This window comes from Mycobacterium sp. E3198 (assembly GCF_001667015.1).
Classification (GTDB): domain Bacteria; phylum Actinomycetota; class Actinomycetes; order Mycobacteriales; family Mycobacteriaceae; genus Mycobacterium.
This window is the reverse complement of record NZ_LZIS01000028.1, coordinates 35,097-52,111: the sequence shown is the minus strand read 5'-3', so window position 1 is coordinate 52,111 and position 17,015 is coordinate 35,097. Positions and strand designations below refer to the sequence as shown.

Here is a 17,015-nt window from a genome sequence, read left to right as displayed (position 1 = left end):
CCCGAGTGTCACGCCAGCGTGGCGCTGGTCGCCGAGTGTCACGCTAGCGTGACGTTCGCGGCGCGAGCTAACGGCGGGCGGCGGCGTTGGCCGCCGCCTGAGCCTGGCTCAGCATCGCGCCGACATCGCCGCGGCCCAGGAACATTTCGTCGAAATAGCTCTGCATGGCGGCGTAGCCCGCGGGGAAGCCGGCGCCGGTGGGCGCGGGGATGCGCGGGCCGTCCAGCACGGCGAAGAACGGCGTGACGTCGATGCCCTCGGCGGCCCAGTGGTCGAAGTAGACCCGCTGGGCCGACAGCACCGCGGGGATCGCCGCGCCGTTGCGGCCCAGGTATTCGTTGCCCTCGCGGCTGCCCATCCAGGCCAGCACCTGGCGCACCGCCTCCGGATGCCTGGTCGCCGAATTACCAGCCGCGGCAATGCCATTGGTGACGCTCACCCGGCCGACGGGCCCGGCGGGCATCATCGCGACGCCCCAGCGGAACCGCGCGTCGCGGGCCACCGGCTCCAGGTTGTAGGTGCCGGACTGGAACAGCGCCATCCGGCCGGCGAGAAACTGATTGCGGGAGAAGTCGCCGTTGTCGTTGGTGTCGGCGGCGGGCGGCGCGACGTGGTCGGCGTTGATCAGGCCCACCAGGTAGCGGAAGGCCGCCACCGCGGCGGGATTGTCGAAGGCGAACTCGTCGGCGCGCTGGAACACCCCGCCCGCCGACCCGATGTAGTTCAGGTAGATGCCCTGCGGGTCGTTGCCCGCGTTGTACCCCCACTGGCGGACCCGCCCGGGGTCGAAACGCGGTGTGCCCGCGGCGTTTCCGTCGGCATCGACGGTCAGCCGGGCCAGCAGCGGGCGCAGGGTGTCGCCGCCGTCGGGGCTCCACCGCAGGTCGCCCAGCCGCGCGGGGTCGATCCCGGCCGCCGCGAGCAGGTCGGCGTTGTAGAACAGCGCGATCCCCGCGTCGGTCAGCTGCGGCACCCCCCACAGCACGCCGCCGCGGGTGAACTGGTCCACCACCGCCGGATCCCAGTCGACGGCGGCGCCCGGGCCCAGCGTCTTGCCGATGTCCAGCAGCCGGCCGCTGTCGGCGTAGGCGGCGAGGTAGGCGTTGGACAGCCAGAAGATGTCGTCGACGCTGCCGCCGGCCATGTCGGTGCGCAGCGTGTCGAAGTAGGTCGAATACGCCACGATGTTGGGGCGCACCTCGATGTCGGGATGCGCGCGGTTGAACGCCTCGAATGACCGCTGGTAGGCCGCGGCGATCTGGTCGGCCCACAGCCGCACCTTGATGACGACCTTGCCGCCGTGCGGTTCGCCGGAGTAGTCCAGCAGAGCCGCCATGGCGGCCAACAGCAGCGCGACGAGCACCAGCGCCCCGGCGACCAGCGTGGACGAACGGGGCCGGGTCACTTCAGCCCCGAGACCACGATCGAGGCGACGATGTGGCGCTGAAAGCCGACGAACAGCGTGATCAGCGGAACGATCGCGAGCGTCGTCGCCGCCATCACCAGCGTCCACTGGGAATTGAACCGCGACTGCAGGTCCGCGGTCGCCACGGTGAGCACCCGCCACTTATGGCCGCTGGTGATCACCAGCGGCCACATGAAGTTGTTCCACTGCGACACCACGGTGATCAGCGCCAGGGCGGCCAGGACCGGCCGGCTGGACGGGATCACCACGTGCACGATCACGTCCAGGGTGTTGGCGCCGTCGAGGCGCGCAGCGTTGATCAGGTCGTTGGGGATGAGGCGAAAGTGCTCGCGCAGCAAGAAGATGGCGTACGGCGAGCCGAACATGAACGGCAACACCAACGCCCAGAACGTGTTGCGCAGGCCCAGCTGGGCCATCATCAGATACATCGGCACCACCGTGACTGTCGCGGGCACCATCAGGGTCGCGATGTAGACCCAGAACAGCGCGTCGCGCCCCGGAAAGTGCAAGCGCGCGAACGCGAATGCGGCCAACACCGAGAAGGTGAGCTGACCCACCAGGATCACCGCGGTCATCAGCGCGGTCACCGCCGCCGCGCGGCCGAACCCGGCCCCGCCCAGGTCGGCGTAGTTGGCCAGCGTGGGCGGCCGCGGCCACTGCAGCGGCGTGCCCGTGACGAACTGGTGCGCGGACGTGAACGACGTGAGCAGGCCAAGGCCGAACGGCGCCAACGTGATCAGCGCGCCCAGCGCCAGCCCGGCGTAGACGATCGCGTTGGCGAGACGGCTAGACGAGGTCATAGCTGATCCGCCGCCGGAAGTACAGATGCTGCACGACGGTGACCCCGATCAGGATCACGAACAGCACCACCGCCATGACCGAGGCCCGCCCGATGGCCGCGGAGCCAAACGCCTCCGCGTAGATGCGGTGGGCCACCAGGTCGGTGCGGCCGGCCGGGCCGCCGCCGGTCAGCGCGTACACCATGTCGAAAACCTGTGCGGTGCTGACGATCCCGGTCACCAGGACGAAGAACATCGTCGGGCGCAGCAGCGGCAGGGTGATCCGCCAGAACCGTTGCCACGCGGTGGCCCCGTCGGTGCGCGCGGCCCGGTGGATGTCGTCGGGAATGGCGAGCAGGCCGGCCAAAAACGACAGCGAGACGTAGCCGACGTTGGTCCACACCACGACCGCCGACACCAGCGGCAGCGCGAAGCTGGGGTCCGACAGCCAGCCGATGCTGTGCCCGAGGACGGTGCTGACGGCACCGTCGGTCGGGGCCAGGATCCAGCGCCACAGCACAGCGATCGCCAGCGGGGCGCAGATCCACGGCAGCACGTACACCGTGCGGAACAGGCCGGTGCCGGGCAGGTTGCGGGCCAGCATCGACGCGGCCACCAGCCCCAGGACCGTCTGCGCGGGAACCACGATCGCCACGAAGACGGCCGTGACCATCAGCGAGTTGCCGAAGCCGCCGTCGGCCAGCACCGACCGCCAGTTGGCCAGGCCGACGTAGCGCAGCGGGCCCAACAAGTCCCAGCGGTACAGGCTGAGCCAGGTCACCACGAGGATCGGCAGCAGCAGAAAGGCGAGCACACCGAACAGGCTGGGCGCCAGCAGGGCGTAGCCCAGCGCGGTGGATCGCGGCTGCCTCATCGGCGCGGCGCTGGCCATGGAGCTAATTTAAGCGGGCGGCGCCGCGCGCGGTGGGAAGCGGCCATTACCGTGGAGCCGTGACACCGAACCGGGGGATCGATGCCGACTTCATCGACCTGCCCCGCCACCAGCTCGCCGAGGCCGCGCTGTCGGCGGCCACGGCGGCCGGGGCCAGCTACGCCGACCTGCGGCTTCACCGCCTGAGCACCGAGATCATCCAGCTGCGCGACGGCGAGCTGGAGACCTCCGTCGTCAGCCGCGAGGTCGGCCTGGCGGTGCGGGTGATCGTCAACGGCACCTGGGGATTCGCCTCGCACGCGGAGCTCGCGCCGGCCGTCGCGGCCGAGACCGCGCGCCGCGCCGTGCACGTGGCCACCACGCTGGCGATGCTCAACACCGAGCGCGTCGAGCTCGCCGACGAGCCCGTCTACACCGACGCCAGCTGGGTGTCGAACTACCGGATCGACCCGTTCGAGGTCCCCGCGCCCGAGAAGATCGCGGTGCTGGAGGAGTACTCCGGGCGGCTGCTGGGCGCCGACGGCATCGACCACGTGTCGGCGGGCCTGACCGCCGTCAAGGAGCAGACGTTCTACGCCGACACCTTCGGGTCGTCGATCACCCAGCAGCGGGTGCGGGTGTTGCCGACCATGGAGGCGGTGACCGTGGACGCCGCGGCGGGCAGCTTCGATTCGATGCGCACGCTGGCCCCGCCGATGGGGCGCGGCTGGGAGGCGCTGGCCGGCGACGAGGTGTTCAACTGGACTGACGAGCTCGCGCAGCTGCCGGCGCTGCTGGCCGAGAAGGTCAAGGCGCCCAGCGTGGTGGCCGGGCCCACGGACCTGGTGATCGACCCGACCAACCTGTGGCTGACCATCCACGAATCCATCGGGCACGCAACCGAATACGACCGCGCGATCGGCTACGAGGCCGCCTACGCCGGAACGTCGTTCGCCACCCCGGACAAGCTCGGCACCATGCGCTACGGCTCGCCGGTGATGAACGTGACCGCCGACCGCACCGTCGAACACGGTTTGGCCAGCGTCGGATACGACGACGAGGGGGTGGCCGCCCAGAGCTGGGATCTGGTGCGCGACGGGATCTTCGTCGGCTACCAGCTCGACCGGGTGTTCGCGCCGCGGCTGGGACAGGCGCGCTCCAACGGGTGCTCCTACGCCGACTCGCCGCACCACGTGCCGATCCAGCGGATGGCCAACGTGTCGCTGCGGCCCGCGGCCGAGGACGTCAGCACCGCCGAGTTGATCGGCCGCGTCGAGGATGGCATCTACATCGTCGGCGACAAATCCTGGTCAATCGACATGCAGCGCTACAACTTTCAGTTCACCGGCCAGCGGTTCTTCCGCATCCGCGACGGCCGCCTGGACGGTCAGCTGCGCGACGTCGCCTACCAGGCCACCACCACCGACTTCTGGAATTCGATGGAGGCCGTGGGTGGCCCGTCGACCTGGCGGCTGGGTGGGGCGTTCAACTGCGGCAAGGCCCAGCCCGGGCAGGTCGCCCCGGTCAGCCACGGCTGCCCGTCGGCGTTGTTCCGGGGTGTCAACGTGCTCAACACGGTCAGCGAGGGCGGCCGATGATCAGGCCACAGCACGTCGTCAACCTCGTCCTGGAAGAGGCGGCCAAGCTCGGCGGCGCCAGCGAGACCATGGTGCTGGTCACCGACAAGGTCGAGGCGACGCTGCGGTGGGCGGGCAATTCGATGACCACCAACGGGGTTTCGGTCAACCGCAGCATCACGGTGATTTCCGTGGTGCGGCAGGGGGATAGCGCCCACATCGGGACCATGGTGTCCGCCGAGGTGGATCCGCGGGTGATTCCCGGTCTGGTGGCCGCCTCCCAGCAGGCGGCTCGCTCGGCACCGGAGGCCGGTGATGCCGCGCCGCTGCTGTCCGATGCAGGCGAGCCCGCCGATTGGAGTGCACCGGTGCCCGGCACCGGGCCGTTGGTGTTCTCGGACGTCGCCGACTCGTTGAGCCGCGGCTTCCGCGGCGCCGACCGGCTGTACGGCTTTGCGCACCACAGCGTTTCGACGACGTTCCTCGCGTCGTCGACCGGGCTGCGGCGGCGCTTCACCCAGCCCACCGGCGCGGTGGAGGTCAACGCCAAGCGCGGCGACGCCAGCGCCTGGGCGGGCATCGGCACCGCCGATTTCGTTGATGTGCCGACCGATTCGCTGCTCGAGCAGCTGTCGATGCGGCTGGGCTGGGCCAAGCGCAGCGTCGCGCTGCCCGCGGGTCGCTACGAGACGATCATGCCGCCGTCGACGGTGGCCGACATGATGATCTACCTGGCCTGGTCGATGGCCGGCCGCGGCGCCGAGGAGGGCCGCACCGCGCTGTCGGCGCCCGGCGGCGGGACGCGGGTGGGGGAGCGGCTCACCGATCTGCCGCTGACGATGTTCTCCGACCCGATGGCGCCCGGGCTGGCGTCCACGCCGTTCGTCGCGGTCAGCAACTCCTCGGAGACGGTGTCGGTGTTCGACAACGGCATGGAGATTTCCCAGGTGGACTGGATCCGCAACGGGGTGATCAACGCGCTGGCCTACCCGCGGGCCACGGCCCACAAATTCGGCGCCGACGTCGCGGTGGCCGCCGACAACCTGGTGATGACGGGCGGGTCGGCCGAGCTGGCCGACATGATCGCCGGCACCGAGCGCGGCCTGCTGCTGACCACGCTGTGGTACATCCGCGAGGTCGACCCCACCACGCTCCTGCTCACCGGCCTGACCCGCGACGGGGTCTACCTCATCGAACATGGTGAGGTGACCGCGGCGGTCAACAACTTCCGGTTCAACGAGAGCCCGCTGGACCTGCTGCGGCGGGCCACCGAGGCCGGGGCCAGCGAGAAGACGCTGCCGCGCGAGTGGGGCGACTGGGCCACCCGGGCGGCCATGCCGTCGCTGCGGATCCCCGACTTCTACATGTCGTCGGTGAGCCAAGCGCAGTAGCGTGTGGGAATGCTGACCCAGTTGGTGGCCCTGTCCCCGGGCGACGGGCGCCTTGCCGGCCTGGTCCGGCGCGTGTGCGCGCAGACGTTGTCGCTGCCGCCGTTGCCGTCGTGCGTCGAGGTTGTTGGACCCGAGTCGGAGGCCGAGGCCGTCGTCGCCGAGTTCGCCGAGCAGTTCAGCGTCGATGTCTCCGCGATCACCGGCGAACAGCGGAAGCGGTTATGGAAGGCATTGGGCGACAGCACCTTTAGTGTCGTGACGCAGATGTACATCGCCGACTTCGTGCCGCGCGTGCGGGCCGGGCTGGAGGCGCTCGGCGTCGGCGCGGAGTATCTCGACTGGGTCGATGGACCGATCGCCTGGGACCACACCACCGAGCCCTCGGACGTGGTGTTCAACGACTTCCTGCCCGCGGTGGCCCGAATGCGGGCGCTGGACCCCGTCACCGCCGAGCTGGTCCGGCTGCGCGGCGCCGCGCAGCACAACTGCCGGCTGTGCAAATCGCTGCGCGAGACCACCGCGCTGGACGCCGGGGGATCCGAGTCGCTGTACGGCGACATCGAGCGCTACGAGGACTCAAGTCGGTTAACCCGCCGCGCTAAAGCAGCGCTGCGCTACACCGATGGGTTAATTTGGACGCCTGCGCACCTCGTCGCCGACGTTGCCGCCGAGGTGCGCTCCGGGTTTTCCGAGGCAGAGGCCGTCGAGCTCACCTTCGACGTCATGCGCAACGCCAGCAACAAGGTCGCCGTGTCGCTGGGCGCCGACGCCCCGCGGGTCGAGGAGGGCACCGAGCGGTACCTGCTCGACGCCGAGGGTCAGACGGTTTTCAGCTGACGGCGGCGTCGCCCACCAACTGACTACGCTCTAGCCATGTCGTTGCGACGGTTCAGCCCGTATCGCGGTCGGCGTCTGCGGTGGGACGAGGCCGTCTTCGAGCGGATGGCGATGACCCGCGTCGGCTCCGTCCTGGGGAAGTTTTTGGCGCCGCGCGTCGACAAGGTGTTGATACCTCGGACAAACGGCCACCTCAGCACCATGGGCGTCGACAAGGTCGGGATCGTCACGACCATCGGCGCCAAGTCGGGGCGGCCCCGTCCGCAGCCGCTGGCGCTGATCGACGACGGCGACGGGCTGCTCGCGATCGGCTCGAATTACGGCCGCGAAAAGCACCCGGGGTGGAGCGCCAACCTGCTTGCGCACCCCGAATGCACCATCGAGCTCAACGGTCCGCCCGCGCCGTACCGAGCCGAACTACTGGATGGCGACGAGCGTTCCGCAGCCTGGGCGACGGCCGTCGACGTCTACGCCGGATACGAGAGTTATCGCCGCAAGTGCGCGCCCCGGCAGATCCGGATCTTTCGATTTCGCCCGGTCGCCGGAGACCACGGCCACGCCGACGGTGGAAGCTGACGCTAAGGTCGAAGCCGTCAACCGCCGGGGGCGGTAGCTCAGTTGGTTAGAGCCGCGGACTCATAATCCGTTGGTCGCGGGTTCGAGCCCCGCCCGCCCCACTGCGCGCCCCACTGTGCGTTTTCGCAGCTAGACCGCCTTATAGGTGATTCCCCGTCAATCACCTGCGATGGCCCGAAAAGGCCCTACGTCCACATCACGTCCACACACCGGGGTCATAGGCCGTGGGTCGTCAATCACCCGACTCCGCTCCTACGCTGCCTGCTGGGCGCTACATGAGATTAGGTCCTGCTGAACACAGAACGGACGTCAGTACACCAGGACGTATGATCGCCGCAGGCAATCCGTCTCTTGAACAGGCTATTTACCGCTTTTCATTGACCGGCTTAGGACGCTGGTCATACACTAGAGATATATATGTCCATAACCGACGCCTGTCGGGTTCCAGCGGAAGTTGAGAAATCGATGAACGCGCACAGCACCGCCCCCAACGTCCTCGACGCTGGCCTCCCCGCGATTAATTACGGCCTGACCGCCACTCCGCACGACATCCTCGAAGATGTCCGAAGGGCGCAATCCTGCGCACCGATCGCCATCGGGCCCCTCGGCCCGGAAATCCTGTCCTACGAGTTGGCGCGAGATATTTTGCGCGACAACAGGTTCCGCATGCCGCCCGGCATCACGCTGGCAGCACAGGGCATCACCTCAGGTCCGTTGTACGACAAGATGATGAGCAGCCTCCTGGGACTCGAGGTCGCCCCTCATACTCGCTTACGCAAGCTGGTGTCGAGAGCGTTCACTCCCCGCGCCACAGCCGGTCTTCAAGACACGATCCACGATGTGGTGAATGGCCTGATCGATCGGGTAGTAGACGCCGGACGGTGCGACGTCGTGACCGATATCGCGCGGCCTTACCCCACCCCGATCATGTGCGCGCTCATCGGTGCGCCTCGGGAGGACTGGCACCTGTTCGCACAATGGACTGACCACATCTTCAGGGCCTTCAGTTTGCAGACCGACGTCACCTTCGATGAAGCCGAGATCATGCGCGCCTGGGGTGAACTCGACGCGTACGTCGATGACATGGTCGCCGCCCGCCGAAACAACCTGACCGATGACCTGCTCTCCGAGCTCATCCGCGCCGAGAGCGACGGGGACCGGCTGGATCTCGACGAATTGCGGATGTTGGTGGCCGGCTTCTTGATGGCGGGAACGGATACGACGCGAAACCAGCTGGCCGCGTCGGTGCAGGTGCTCTGCGAGCATCCGGATCAGTGGGCGAGGCTGGGCGATCAACCAGAGCTTGCGATGCAGGCGGTCGAGGAGAGCATGCGGCACTCACCGGCCGTCTGTATCGCGCCGCGCGCCGCCACCGAGGATGCCGAGTTCGGTGGCTACATGTTCCCGGCAGGGACTTTCGTGGTTGTCAATACCTTTGCAGCCAACCGTGATCCAGCGATCTACGACGATGCAGATCGCTTCGACATCGCGCGCAAGGACTTGCCCGCAATTCTGACCTTCGGCGGTGGTGCCCACTACTGCCTGGGGGCGAACCTCGCACGCCGGGAACTGGCAGAAGCACTGACAATCCTCACCCGACGTCTCCATGCGCCCCATCGGGTCGGTTCGGCCCCGTGGAAATCCCTGCTGGGAATGAGCGGCCCGACAACACTCGAGATCGAGTTCGAGGCCGAAATGCTTGTGGCAGCGGATGCGTAGTCGCGGCTGGGCGGGATCTACGCCCGCCTCGGACGATGAGGCAATCGACCGCATTCTGAATGCGGTAGGCGAAGTGGTCGCCGAACACGGCCCAGCGATACGCCTGGCCGATGTCGCCCGAAAACTCGGGGTCACTCGCCAGACGGTGTACCGCTACTTTCCCAATGCCGACGCGCTGCTCATCGCCAGCGCAATGCGTGCGGTCGACGGTTTCATCGACCAGGTCGCAGAACACGTCCGCGGGCTCAACGACCCGGTCACGGCGATCGTGGAAAGCGTGTCGTTTGGAATCGACAATCTCGCCGGCGATCCCCAGCTGGAAAATCTGCTGACCCGGCGGCATGAGGGCGAAGCCGCCACCTCGCTGACGTCCGACACGGCCATCACAATCTGTTTGTCGGTCTTTCACCGGTTCGATGTGGATTGGAGGCTTCACGGTTACGACGGCGCCGCGCTCCGTGAACTCGCCGAAATGACCCTGCGCACAGTGCAGTCCATCCTGACCGATCCCGTACAGCCACCCCGCGAGGGAATCGAACTACGCCGGTTCATTACTCGATGGCTCGGACCAACAATTCTCTATCCACGGATGGCGTCGCTATCGATCCACGAACGACACGCATCATCGGACCGGCACATCGAAGCAGAAGGATGCACCTCGCTGTCGCAGAATGGTCCTCAAGTTGGTTGATGCTTCGCGTACCCGCCAAAGTCATTGCGTGGAATTGACTTTGGTCAACACCAGCGCCGCTTCGTTGTACGGAAACAGCCGGAAGAACACACCAGATGGCCCTGTAACGAGCGTTGCGGTCTCAGCCTTACTCAGGAGGCGGGGATGGGCTAGCGTGATACTCTTGCCGCGCTTGTGCAGCACCGCCTGTCCGCCGGCGATGACATTCTTCAACCAGTCCGATTCCGGCCCGTACCCGATGAGAACGACGAAGCCGTCGCGGGTGGGAAAAACCAACAGCGGTGTTCGATAACGCTTGCCTGATTTGCGTCCGACATGTTCGAGTGTCCCTTGGCCCGGAAGCCACGGTGTGATCGACCGAGCCGCTGGATTGGTGACTCGACGATTGAAGTTTGCGACGGCTCTTGGCACCCGCATGGACCCCCCTCGTTCACCACCAAGCTCGAAATGACCAGTATCCGTTGGAAGGCTACGGCCCGTAGCGGATCGCCGTTACCAGGGTGCTAGCTGGCGCCATGTCGCGGACGTCCGGTGGGATTGGCCGCCGGGAACTCGTGGATCAGCGGATCGCCTTGTGTTGTTTCTGCCGCCCGTTGGGCAGCGACAGTAAGCGCCGTTGATCCCAGATCGGTGGTGATGTCCCAACTCATGCGGTCGCGGGCACCAGGGCGCTGATGTCCTCGCCTTGAAGGAGCTTGATCGTCAGATTCAGGTCGAAATAGTCGGTCCAGCGGGTGATTCTTCCATCGTCATCGACGACGAAGGTCCCCATTACCGGGATGGCCGGCCTGCTTCCGTTCGGCGCCTGGATGTAGTCCAGGCGTTCGGTGAGCACCACGGAACCCTCGCTGGCGAGGTTGATGATTTCGAAGGCGTAGGCGTCGGGGAACATCGCGAACTGGGCGGCCATGTTCTCCACGATGGCGTCCGGCCCAGTGAAGGCGGGCATTCCCACGTTCTGATAGACGGCCCCTTCGGCGAGCAGGGGACGCAACGCTTCGGCGTCCCGCTGTTCCATCAAGGCGCAGAAGTGGCGGACGATATCGGCTGGCGAGGACACGAGTGGAATCCCTTCGACGAGTGGGTGAAATCGACTGTGCGGGCTGGATACGACGCGGACCGCTTTTCCCAAAGACTCAGTGCTCGTGGACTATCACCCCGCGGATGTTGCGGCCGGCGAGCATGTCGTCGTACGCCTCGTTGATGTCGTTGAGCTTGTACTCGGTGGTGACGGTTTCGTCGAGCAGCAGCTTGCCGCTGCGATAGAGGCTGATGAGGCGAGGGATGTCGGCGCGTGGGTTGGCTTCGCCGTACAGGCTGCCCAGGAGGCGTTTTTGGAACAGCGTGAACAACGTCAGCGGCAGCGTCGGCGTCACGTCGGACATCGACGCCAGGGCGGTGGCCACCACGGCACCGCCCTTTCGCACCGCATTGAGCGCGTCGTTGATCATCGCGCCCTCGAGCACGCCTGGCGTGAGGATGGCCGAGTCGGCCATCACTCCTCGCGTAATCTCGCCCACTAACTGAGTTGCCTCCTCTATCGAGGTGACAAAGTGGGTGGCGCCGAACTGAAAAGCCTTGTCGCGCTTGCTCGGCTCAATATCGACCACCACGATTTGCTCCGCCCCTGCCAGGCGCGCGCCCTGAATGGCGCCGCTGCCGATCCCGCCGCAGCCGACGACAACGACCACGTCGCCGGGACTGACGTTGGCGGTATTGACGGCCGAACCCCAGCCGGTGGTGACGCCGCAGCCGAGAAGACATGCGCGCGACAACGGCACATCGTTGTCGATCTTGACCACCGAGGCTTCCGACAACACGCCCCATTGCGCGAAACTGCCGACGCCGGACAGGGCTCCGATGCCCTGTCCGCGGGCTCGCCGCCGGAAGGTGCCGTCGGCCTGGACTCCCGCGAGGATGATCGCCCCGTAATCACAGAGGTTCTGCCGACCCGTGGCGCACCATCGGCAGCGACCGCAGGCCGGCAGGAATGACGTCACTACGTGGTCTCCCACCGCCAGATCGCGCACTTCCGGACCGACCTCTCGAACGATGCCGGCGCCTTCGTGCCCACCGATCAACGGAAAGCTCACCCCGAACATGTCGCCGGTGCGGATGTGGTGATCGGAGTGGCACAATCCGGTGGCTTCGAATTCAACCAGGAGTTCCCCGGATTGCGGGGGATCGAGTTCGATCTCTTCCACCGACCACTTCTCGTTCAGCCCCCACAGAACTGCTCCCTTGGTCCTCACGGCGACTCCTTCACGATATGTATGGCGCGCTCGGGACAGTTCGCGATTGCGTGGTGCGCCCCGTCCTCCCATCCGGGAGGAATGCTTTCGATGGTGACGAAGGCGATCCCGTCGTCGTCGATATCGAACATCTCCGGATATGCTGCGTAGCAACGGCTGTGGCCCTGGCACATCTCTGCGTCGACACGAAGCTGCACCGGTCAGTCCAATCCGCCCAGTCCGGTCCCGATGACGCCCTGCTCTGTCAGCGCCGCGATCGACGAGGCGTCGAGGCCGAGGAGCTCCCCGAGGACGGTCTCGTTGTGCTGTCCCAAGGTCGGCGCCGCTGACCGATACCACTTTTCAACGCTGCGGTACTTGAAGGGAAGCGCCGGCACGTGATGTCTCCCGACGACGGGGTGGTCGAGGCCTTCGAAGAAGCCTCGGGCAGCCAGCTGGGGATGCATCGACCCGACCCTGGCGTCGGCCAAGTCCGCGGCGGGGACGCCGTGGTCGACGAGCAACTGCGCGGCAGAAGAGGAGTCGTGTTGTCGAGCCCATTGCTCCACGTGTTTATCGATCAGATCATGTGACCCCATACGCCCTTCGTGGGTGTCCAAGGCGGGGTCATCCGCCCAATCCGGTTGGCCCAGGGCCGACTTCAAATGTTGCCACTGCTCGTCGGTGGCGACCGAAATGGCCAGCCACCGCTCGGCCCCCGCGCATTGATAGAGCCCTTGGGGGGCGGCGTCGCGGCTGCGGTTTCCCAGTCGCGATATCAGGTTCCCGTGGGCGGTGAACTCGACGACCTGCTCGGCGGCCGCGTTGAGTGCGGCCTCAACCATCGAGACTTCGATGAACGACCCGCGGCCCGTTTGATCCCGTTGCCGGAGGCCGGCGAGCATGGCGAATGCGGAATGCATGCCCGCCAGCGGGTCACAGGGGCCGCGGGGGATCCGTGGCTGGTCGTATTCGTGGCCGGTCACCCACGCCATCCCGGTCATCTGTTCCATCGTCTGCGCGAAGCCCACGTTGTTGCGCCATGGCCCGTCGAGCCCGAACGCGGGCATTCGAACCATGACCAGTCGAGGGTTGAGCTCACGGACGGTGTCCCACGTGATGCCAAAGTTGTCGAAGACGCGGGGCGAGAAGTTCTCGACCAGAATGTCCGAGCATTTGACGAGGCCGTACAACAACTCCCGCCCTTGGGGGGAGGAGAGGTCGAGGGTGAGCCCGCGCTTGTTGGCGTTGGTCGCCAGGAACATCCCGGACCGCTCCCACCAGTCAGGCTGACCGACGAACGCCGCGGCCGCCATCCGCGCGCCGTCGGGGTGGCGAATCGATTCCAGGTGAATGACCTCGGCGCCCAGCGCGGCGAGAATATGCGTGGAGGATGGGCCGGCCCACCACGCTGTCGCGTCGAGAATGCGCACGCCGTCCAGCGGGAGTCCCGGTGCGCGGTCGGCGGCGGGCGCAATCCTGCTGTGGGCGGGCACTTTTGCCATCTCGCCGAGCGGGGGAGCGCCGGCGATCGGGGCGGGTCGCCGGCCGTTGATCCGGTAGGGCGCCAGCGGGTGGGTGAAGCCGCCGTCGGCGTACGTGCGCCACATGCCCCGCGCCGTGAACTGCGGGTGGTCCAGCACGGTGTGGCCATTGTTGACCGGTGACACCGGGATTCGCAGATCGGAGGCCAACGCGACGATCTCGTCCGTGCAATGTTGCGTCGTCCATTCCCGCACAATCTGATTCCACTCCTGCCGGCGTTCCCAGCGCGTCGTGGCGAGGGCCCACGCCGGGTCATCGTCGAGCAGGTCCAGTCGGCCGATCATCGCCAGGAACGACTCGAATTGTTGGCGGGTGTTGGTGTTGAAGCCCACCCATCCGTCCGCGGTCGGTTCGATGGACGGGATTTCGACCTGTCGGCCCGGCACGGTCAAAGGAGGACGACCGGCCAGCTCGTGGTAGAGGTCCGCGAATCCGCTGGCACTGAGGTGACAACTCTCCAACAACGAGCAGTCGACGATCTCACCCGCTCCGCCGACCTGAACCCGCCGCAATGCGGCGAGCGCCCCGACGGCGGCATAACTGGCCATGACCCATTCGAAGACCCGACCCCCCGCTTGAATGGGCGGTTGGTCCGGACGACCTCGCAACGCCAGCGTTCCGCTCTCGGCCTGGATCGTGAACTCCGTTGAGGGTCGCTCCCGGTACGGCCCGGTCAACCCGTACGGAGACAACGCCACGATCACCAGGTGCGGCGCGCGGCGTAACAGCGCGTCTCGGTCGAGTGCCCCCGGGCCGAGAGAATCGACGAACACATCGGCGGAAGCGATCAGCGGCTCCAGGTCGGGCAACGAAGTGCCAACGACTGAACGCTTGCCGGCGTTCAAGAATTTGAACAGCGCGCCGACGTCGCCTCGATCGCCAGATGTTCTGCGGCGGAACGGATCCCCTTCTGGCGGTTCGATCTTGATGACCTCTGCTCCGAGGTCGGCGAACAACTTCGTGCAATACGGGCCGGCGATTTCCGTCGCCCACTCGACGACACGAACCCCCCGCAGAGCGGTCATCGGACCGCGACTTTCCACGTCAGCGCCTGCGGAAGTGAATTACTCGCACCGATGAGTGCACACACGCCACTTCCTGTCCTCGCGCTCGTGCCGATCGCCTGGCTGGCAACGACGCTAGCGACGCAAAAGCTCGCGTGTCAAGTGCCACTCGATAACGATGGCCGCGGTTGCGTTCGGCAGATCTTTTAGTCGGCCGCGCGTACCCTCGGGGCCCGTCGGACCCGCCCGCCTCGCTTGGCGGGCGGCGCCCCAGCCGATGTGGTTACGCCCTTGGCGAGGATCTGCGAACCCAGTTCGATCTGCGCGCGGATATCTGACTCGCCCGTCCCAAACCAGCGTGGTCCCAGGCTCGTTGTGAAGATGATGAAGTTAGCCAGCAGCTCGGCGAACAGATCGGCGTCGACGTCGGCCCTGATCTGCCCCTCGGCTTGGTAGTGGCGAACGCCCTCGGCGATAACGGCCGTACGGCGTGCGTGATTGGGTTGCAGCACCCGCAGCGAGAAGTCCGGATCTGATAACGCCCGACCGGAAATGTCCCAGCCGGGGACACCGCTGTCCCGGTCGTCGATCCGTAGTCGCGCGAAGAAAAGCTGCTCGACATAGTCCTCGAAGCGTGCAGGCAGGTCCGCGACGACTTGCTCCTCGGCCTCGCTGACGAGGTCCGCGATCTGTCGAGAAACGACTTGCTCGAAGATGCCTCGCTTGTCCCCGAAGTAGTGGAACAGCATTGCCTCCGAGCAGTCGGCGCGACGGGCGATCTCCTTTGTCGCCGCGGCCGCGTATCCCGCTTCGGCAAAGACCTCAGCGGCCGCTTCAAGGAGGGCACGTTGTTTGCCGTCCTTGTCGCGAACTCGCCGCCGCGCGCCTGTCGTCATCACACATACTGTAGCGAGCACCCCTGGACTGGGGGGAAGCTCGCGCGCGTGCCGCCCCGACGCCACCCAGCCCTCGGATAGTTATCGAGTGCGACTTGACTCCGCGCGACGGGCGATTTACTGTGCTGCCAAAGCAATGTGGGCAGCCCCTCGTCGGGGCTGTCTTTTGGGGCTGACCGCTGGTGTTGTCCCGAGGTTGGCATGCCCGCGTCCGGGGCGGAAAGGACTGCCCATGGTGAGCAAATCGCCGGAGGAACACGCCCGGAACCTCGATCTTCGGCACGAAGACTTCAACGATCAAGAATTCCTCTACGAGGTCTACGCGGTGATGCGGGAGAACGGTCCGTTCAGCCACCAGGATGTCCCGTTCCTGGGCCCGACGCCGGGGGGCGCGTGGGTCGCCACCCGCTACGACGAGTGCTATGAGATCTTGCGTGATTGGCGCAGCTTCTCCAGCAAGCCCATGGGGCTCGAGGGCAACCCGATGTCTTTCGGCGACATCGTGATCACCTTGGATCCGCCACGGCAGCAACAGCTTCGCAAGGTTCTCAACCCGTATTTCTCTCCCGGTCGCATGAAGGACTTGGAGCCCCAGGTGCGTGCGGTTACCGATGGGTTGATCGACAACTTCATCGAATTGGGCCGCGGCGATCTCGCGGACGTCGCGTGGCAGCAACCCGGGATCGTGTTCTTCCGGTATCTGCTTGGCATGCCCGTTGAGGACGTGCCGCTCTACATCGAGACTGCCGACCTCGCGATCAATGGAGAGAGCGAAGAGATCCGGAACGGTTCGATGACGAACCTGTACCTGCGCGTGCGCGAGGAGATCGACAACCGTCGCGGCGAACCACCGCGTGACGACCTGATCGATGTCTTGCTCGCCGCCGAGATCGACGGCGAGAAATTGAGCTTCGACGACGTTGTCGCGAATGTGATGCTGCTGGTTCAGGCCGGGCTCGAAACAACCTCAAGTGCAATGTCGTTCGCCTTCTTCTATCTGGGCACCCATGCTTCGGAGCGCGACCGACTCGTACGCGACGCCGAGTTGATGCCCTCGGCGATAGAGGAGTTCATCCGGTTCGCCGGTTCGGTGCACGGACTGCACCGCTCGGTCGCGGAAGAGGTCGAACTAAGCGGCCAGCAGTTCTGTCCCGGTGAGACGGTCGTCGTGAACTATGCAGCCGCCAACCGTGACGCGCGCGAGTTCGACGAGCCGAACAAGTGCATCCTCGACCGACAGACCAACCGCCACCTCGGGTTTGGCGCCGGCGTCCATCGCTGTCTGGGCTCCAATCTCGCCCGCCTCGAGTTTCGGGTGGGCGTCGAGCAGACCCTGACGCGGATACCCGACTATGCCATCCCGCCGGGGGCGAAAGTGGATTTCCATGGGAATTCGGTCACCCGGGGCTATCGGGCCCTGCCGGTCGTCTTCACGCCGGGTGCCCGAATCGCGCAGTAAATGGGAGGAAGTC

16 protein-coding genes and 1 tRNA gene are annotated in these 17,015 nt (G+C 66.3%); 8 read left to right on the top strand and 9 right to left on the bottom strand.

Going from position 1 to position 17,015, the window contains the following annotated elements:
- Positions 1 to 67 precede the first annotated feature (67 nt).
- The 3 genes from A5673_RS04420 to A5673_RS04410 are packed head-to-tail and all read right to left on the bottom strand — an operon-like array spanning position 68 to position 3,079.
- A complete protein-coding gene (locus tag A5673_RS04420; protein ID WP_068227468.1) occupies positions 68 to 1,405 on the bottom strand; it encodes a sugar ABC transporter substrate-binding protein in 1,338 nt (445 codons plus the stop codon).
- Positions 1,402 to 2,226 carry a carbohydrate ABC transporter permease gene (locus tag A5673_RS04415; RefSeq protein WP_068227466.1) on the bottom strand — a complete coding sequence of 275 codons (825 nt, stop codon included), beginning with the start codon at positions 2,224 to 2,226 and terminating at the stop codon, positions 1,402 to 1,404. The genes A5673_RS04420 and A5673_RS04415 overlap by 4 nt, the downstream gene beginning before the upstream one ends.
- Entirely contained in the window at positions 2,213 to 3,079 is an 867-nt protein-coding gene (locus A5673_RS04410) for a carbohydrate ABC transporter permease (RefSeq protein ID WP_197518286.1), read from the bottom strand. The genes A5673_RS04415 and A5673_RS04410 overlap by 14 nt, the downstream gene beginning before the upstream one ends.
- A gap of 77 nt (positions 3,080 to 3,156) precedes the next feature.
- On the opposite strand from A5673_RS04410, the gene A5673_RS04405 reads away from it, so the two are divergent.
- From A5673_RS04405 to A5673_RS04375, 7 genes are all read left to right on the top strand, one after another.
- Complete coding sequence (locus A5673_RS04405) at positions 3,157 to 4,674, top strand: TldD/PmbA family protein (protein ID WP_068227462.1); 1,518 nt, start codon at positions 3,157 to 3,159, stop codon at positions 4,672 to 4,674.
- Complete coding sequence (locus A5673_RS04400) at positions 4,671 to 6,044, top strand: metallopeptidase TldD-related protein (RefSeq protein ID WP_068227459.1); 1,374 nt, start codon at positions 4,671 to 4,673, stop codon at positions 6,042 to 6,044. The genes A5673_RS04405 and A5673_RS04400 overlap by 4 nt, the downstream gene beginning before the upstream one ends.
- Before the next feature lie 9 nt (positions 6,045 to 6,053).
- A complete protein-coding gene (locus tag A5673_RS04395) occupies positions 6,054 to 6,881 on the top strand; it encodes a carboxymuconolactone decarboxylase family protein (RefSeq protein WP_068227457.1) in 828 nt (275 codons plus the stop codon).
- A 36-nt stretch (positions 6,882 to 6,917) separates the two neighbouring features.
- On the top strand, positions 6,918 to 7,457 hold the full coding sequence (locus A5673_RS04390; protein ID WP_197518285.1) for a nitroreductase family deazaflavin-dependent oxidoreductase: 540 nt from the start codon (positions 6,918 to 6,920) through the stop codon (positions 7,455 to 7,457).
- A gap of 27 nt (positions 7,458 to 7,484) precedes the next feature.
- Positions 7,485 to 7,558: transfer RNA gene (locus A5673_RS04385), tRNA-Ile, on the top strand.
- 364 nt (positions 7,559 to 7,922) lie between these two features.
- Positions 7,923 to 9,176, top strand: a complete 1,254-nt coding sequence (locus A5673_RS04380; RefSeq protein WP_068227456.1) for a cytochrome P450 — start codon at positions 7,923 to 7,925, stop codon at positions 9,174 to 9,176.
- The gene (locus tag A5673_RS04375; RefSeq protein ID WP_068227454.1) at positions 9,169 to 9,867 is read left to right on the top strand and encodes a TetR/AcrR family transcriptional regulator; all 699 of its coding nucleotides are present in this window, start codon (positions 9,169 to 9,171) and stop codon (positions 9,865 to 9,867) included. Before A5673_RS04380 ends, A5673_RS04375 begins: the two co-directional genes overlap by 8 nt.
- A 21-nt stretch (positions 9,868 to 9,888) precedes the next feature.
- Here A5673_RS04375 and A5673_RS04370 read toward each other — a convergent pair whose 3' ends face one another.
- The 6 genes from A5673_RS04370 to A5673_RS04345 all read right to left on the bottom strand — a co-directional run bounded on the left by A5673_RS04370 (position 9,889) and on the right by A5673_RS04345 (position 15,543).
- Positions 9,889 to 10,284: a nitroreductase family deazaflavin-dependent oxidoreductase gene (locus tag A5673_RS04370; protein ID WP_068227452.1), complete on the bottom strand. Its 396-nt coding sequence runs from the start codon at positions 10,282 to 10,284 to the stop codon at positions 9,889 to 9,891.
- 229 nt (positions 10,285 to 10,513) lie between these two features.
- Entirely contained in the window at positions 10,514 to 10,927 is a 414-nt protein-coding gene (locus A5673_RS04365; protein WP_082958536.1) for a limonene-1,2-epoxide hydrolase family protein, read from the bottom strand.
- A gap of 76 nt (positions 10,928 to 11,003) precedes the next feature.
- Positions 11,004 to 12,119, bottom strand: a complete 1,116-nt coding sequence (locus A5673_RS04360; protein WP_068227449.1) for an NDMA-dependent alcohol dehydrogenase — start codon at positions 12,117 to 12,119, stop codon at positions 11,004 to 11,006.
- The gene (locus tag A5673_RS04355; protein ID WP_068227446.1) at positions 12,116 to 12,316 is read right to left on the bottom strand and encodes a ferredoxin; all 201 of its coding nucleotides are present in this window, start codon (positions 12,314 to 12,316) and stop codon (positions 12,116 to 12,118) included. Before A5673_RS04355 ends, A5673_RS04360 begins: the two co-directional genes overlap by 4 nt.
- A gap of 3 nt (positions 12,317 to 12,319) precedes the next feature.
- On the bottom strand, positions 12,320 to 14,668 hold the full coding sequence (locus tag A5673_RS04350) for a CaiB/BaiF CoA-transferase family protein (protein WP_068227444.1): 2,349 nt from the start codon (positions 14,666 to 14,668) through the stop codon (positions 12,320 to 12,322).
- Positions 14,669 to 14,853: 185 nt separating this feature from the next.
- Positions 14,854 to 15,543: a TetR/AcrR family transcriptional regulator gene (locus tag A5673_RS04345; protein WP_068227442.1), complete on the bottom strand. Its 690-nt coding sequence runs from the start codon at positions 15,541 to 15,543 to the stop codon at positions 14,854 to 14,856.
- A gap of 232 nt (positions 15,544 to 15,775) precedes the next feature.
- Between A5673_RS04345 and A5673_RS04340 the strand changes: the two genes are divergently transcribed.
- The gene (locus A5673_RS04340) at positions 15,776 to 17,002 is read left to right on the top strand and encodes a cytochrome P450 (protein WP_197518284.1); all 1,227 of its coding nucleotides are present in this window, start codon (positions 15,776 to 15,778) and stop codon (positions 17,000 to 17,002) included.
- The last annotated feature ends 13 nt before the right edge of the window (positions 17,003 to 17,015 follow it).

What these genes read in the sequence shown, in the direction of transcription:
- A5673_RS04395 (WP_068227457.1), top strand. Translation starts at nt 6,054, where the DNA reads ATGCTGACCCAGTTGGTGGCCCTGTCCCCGGGCGACGGGCGCCTTGCC.
- A5673_RS04400 (WP_068227459.1), top strand. Translation starts at nt 4,671, where the DNA reads ATGATCAGGCCACAGCACGTCGTCAACCTCGTCCTGGAAGAGGCGGCC.
- A5673_RS04340 (WP_197518284.1), top strand. Translation starts at nt 15,776, where the DNA reads ATGGTGAGCAAATCGCCGGAGGAACACGCCCGGAACCTCGATCTTCGG.
- A5673_RS04345 (WP_068227442.1), bottom strand. Translation starts at nt 15,543, where the DNA reads ATGACGACAGGCGCGCGGCGGCGAGTTCGCGACAAGGACGGCAAACAA.
- A5673_RS04350 (WP_068227444.1), bottom strand. Translation starts at nt 14,668, where the DNA reads ATGACCGCTCTGCGGGGGGTTCGTGTCGTCGAGTGGGCGACGGAAATC.
- A5673_RS04375 (WP_068227454.1), top strand. Translation starts at nt 9,169, where the DNA reads ATGCGTAGTCGCGGCTGGGCGGGATCTACGCCCGCCTCGGACGATGAG.
- A5673_RS04415 (WP_068227466.1), bottom strand. Translation starts at nt 2,226, where the DNA reads ATGACCTCGTCTAGCCGTCTCGCCAACGCGATCGTCTACGCCGGGCTG.
- A5673_RS04390 (WP_197518285.1), top strand. Translation starts at nt 6,918, where the DNA reads ATGTCGTTGCGACGGTTCAGCCCGTATCGCGGTCGGCGTCTGCGGTGG.
- A5673_RS04370 (WP_068227452.1), bottom strand. Translation starts at nt 10,284, where the DNA reads ATGCGGGTGCCAAGAGCCGTCGCAAACTTCAATCGTCGAGTCACCAAT.
- A5673_RS04410 (WP_197518286.1), bottom strand. Translation starts at nt 3,079, where the DNA reads ATGAGGCAGCCGCGATCCACCGCGCTGGGCTACGCCCTGCTGGCGCCC.
- A5673_RS04380 (WP_068227456.1), top strand. Translation starts at nt 7,923, where the DNA reads ATGAACGCGCACAGCACCGCCCCCAACGTCCTCGACGCTGGCCTCCCC.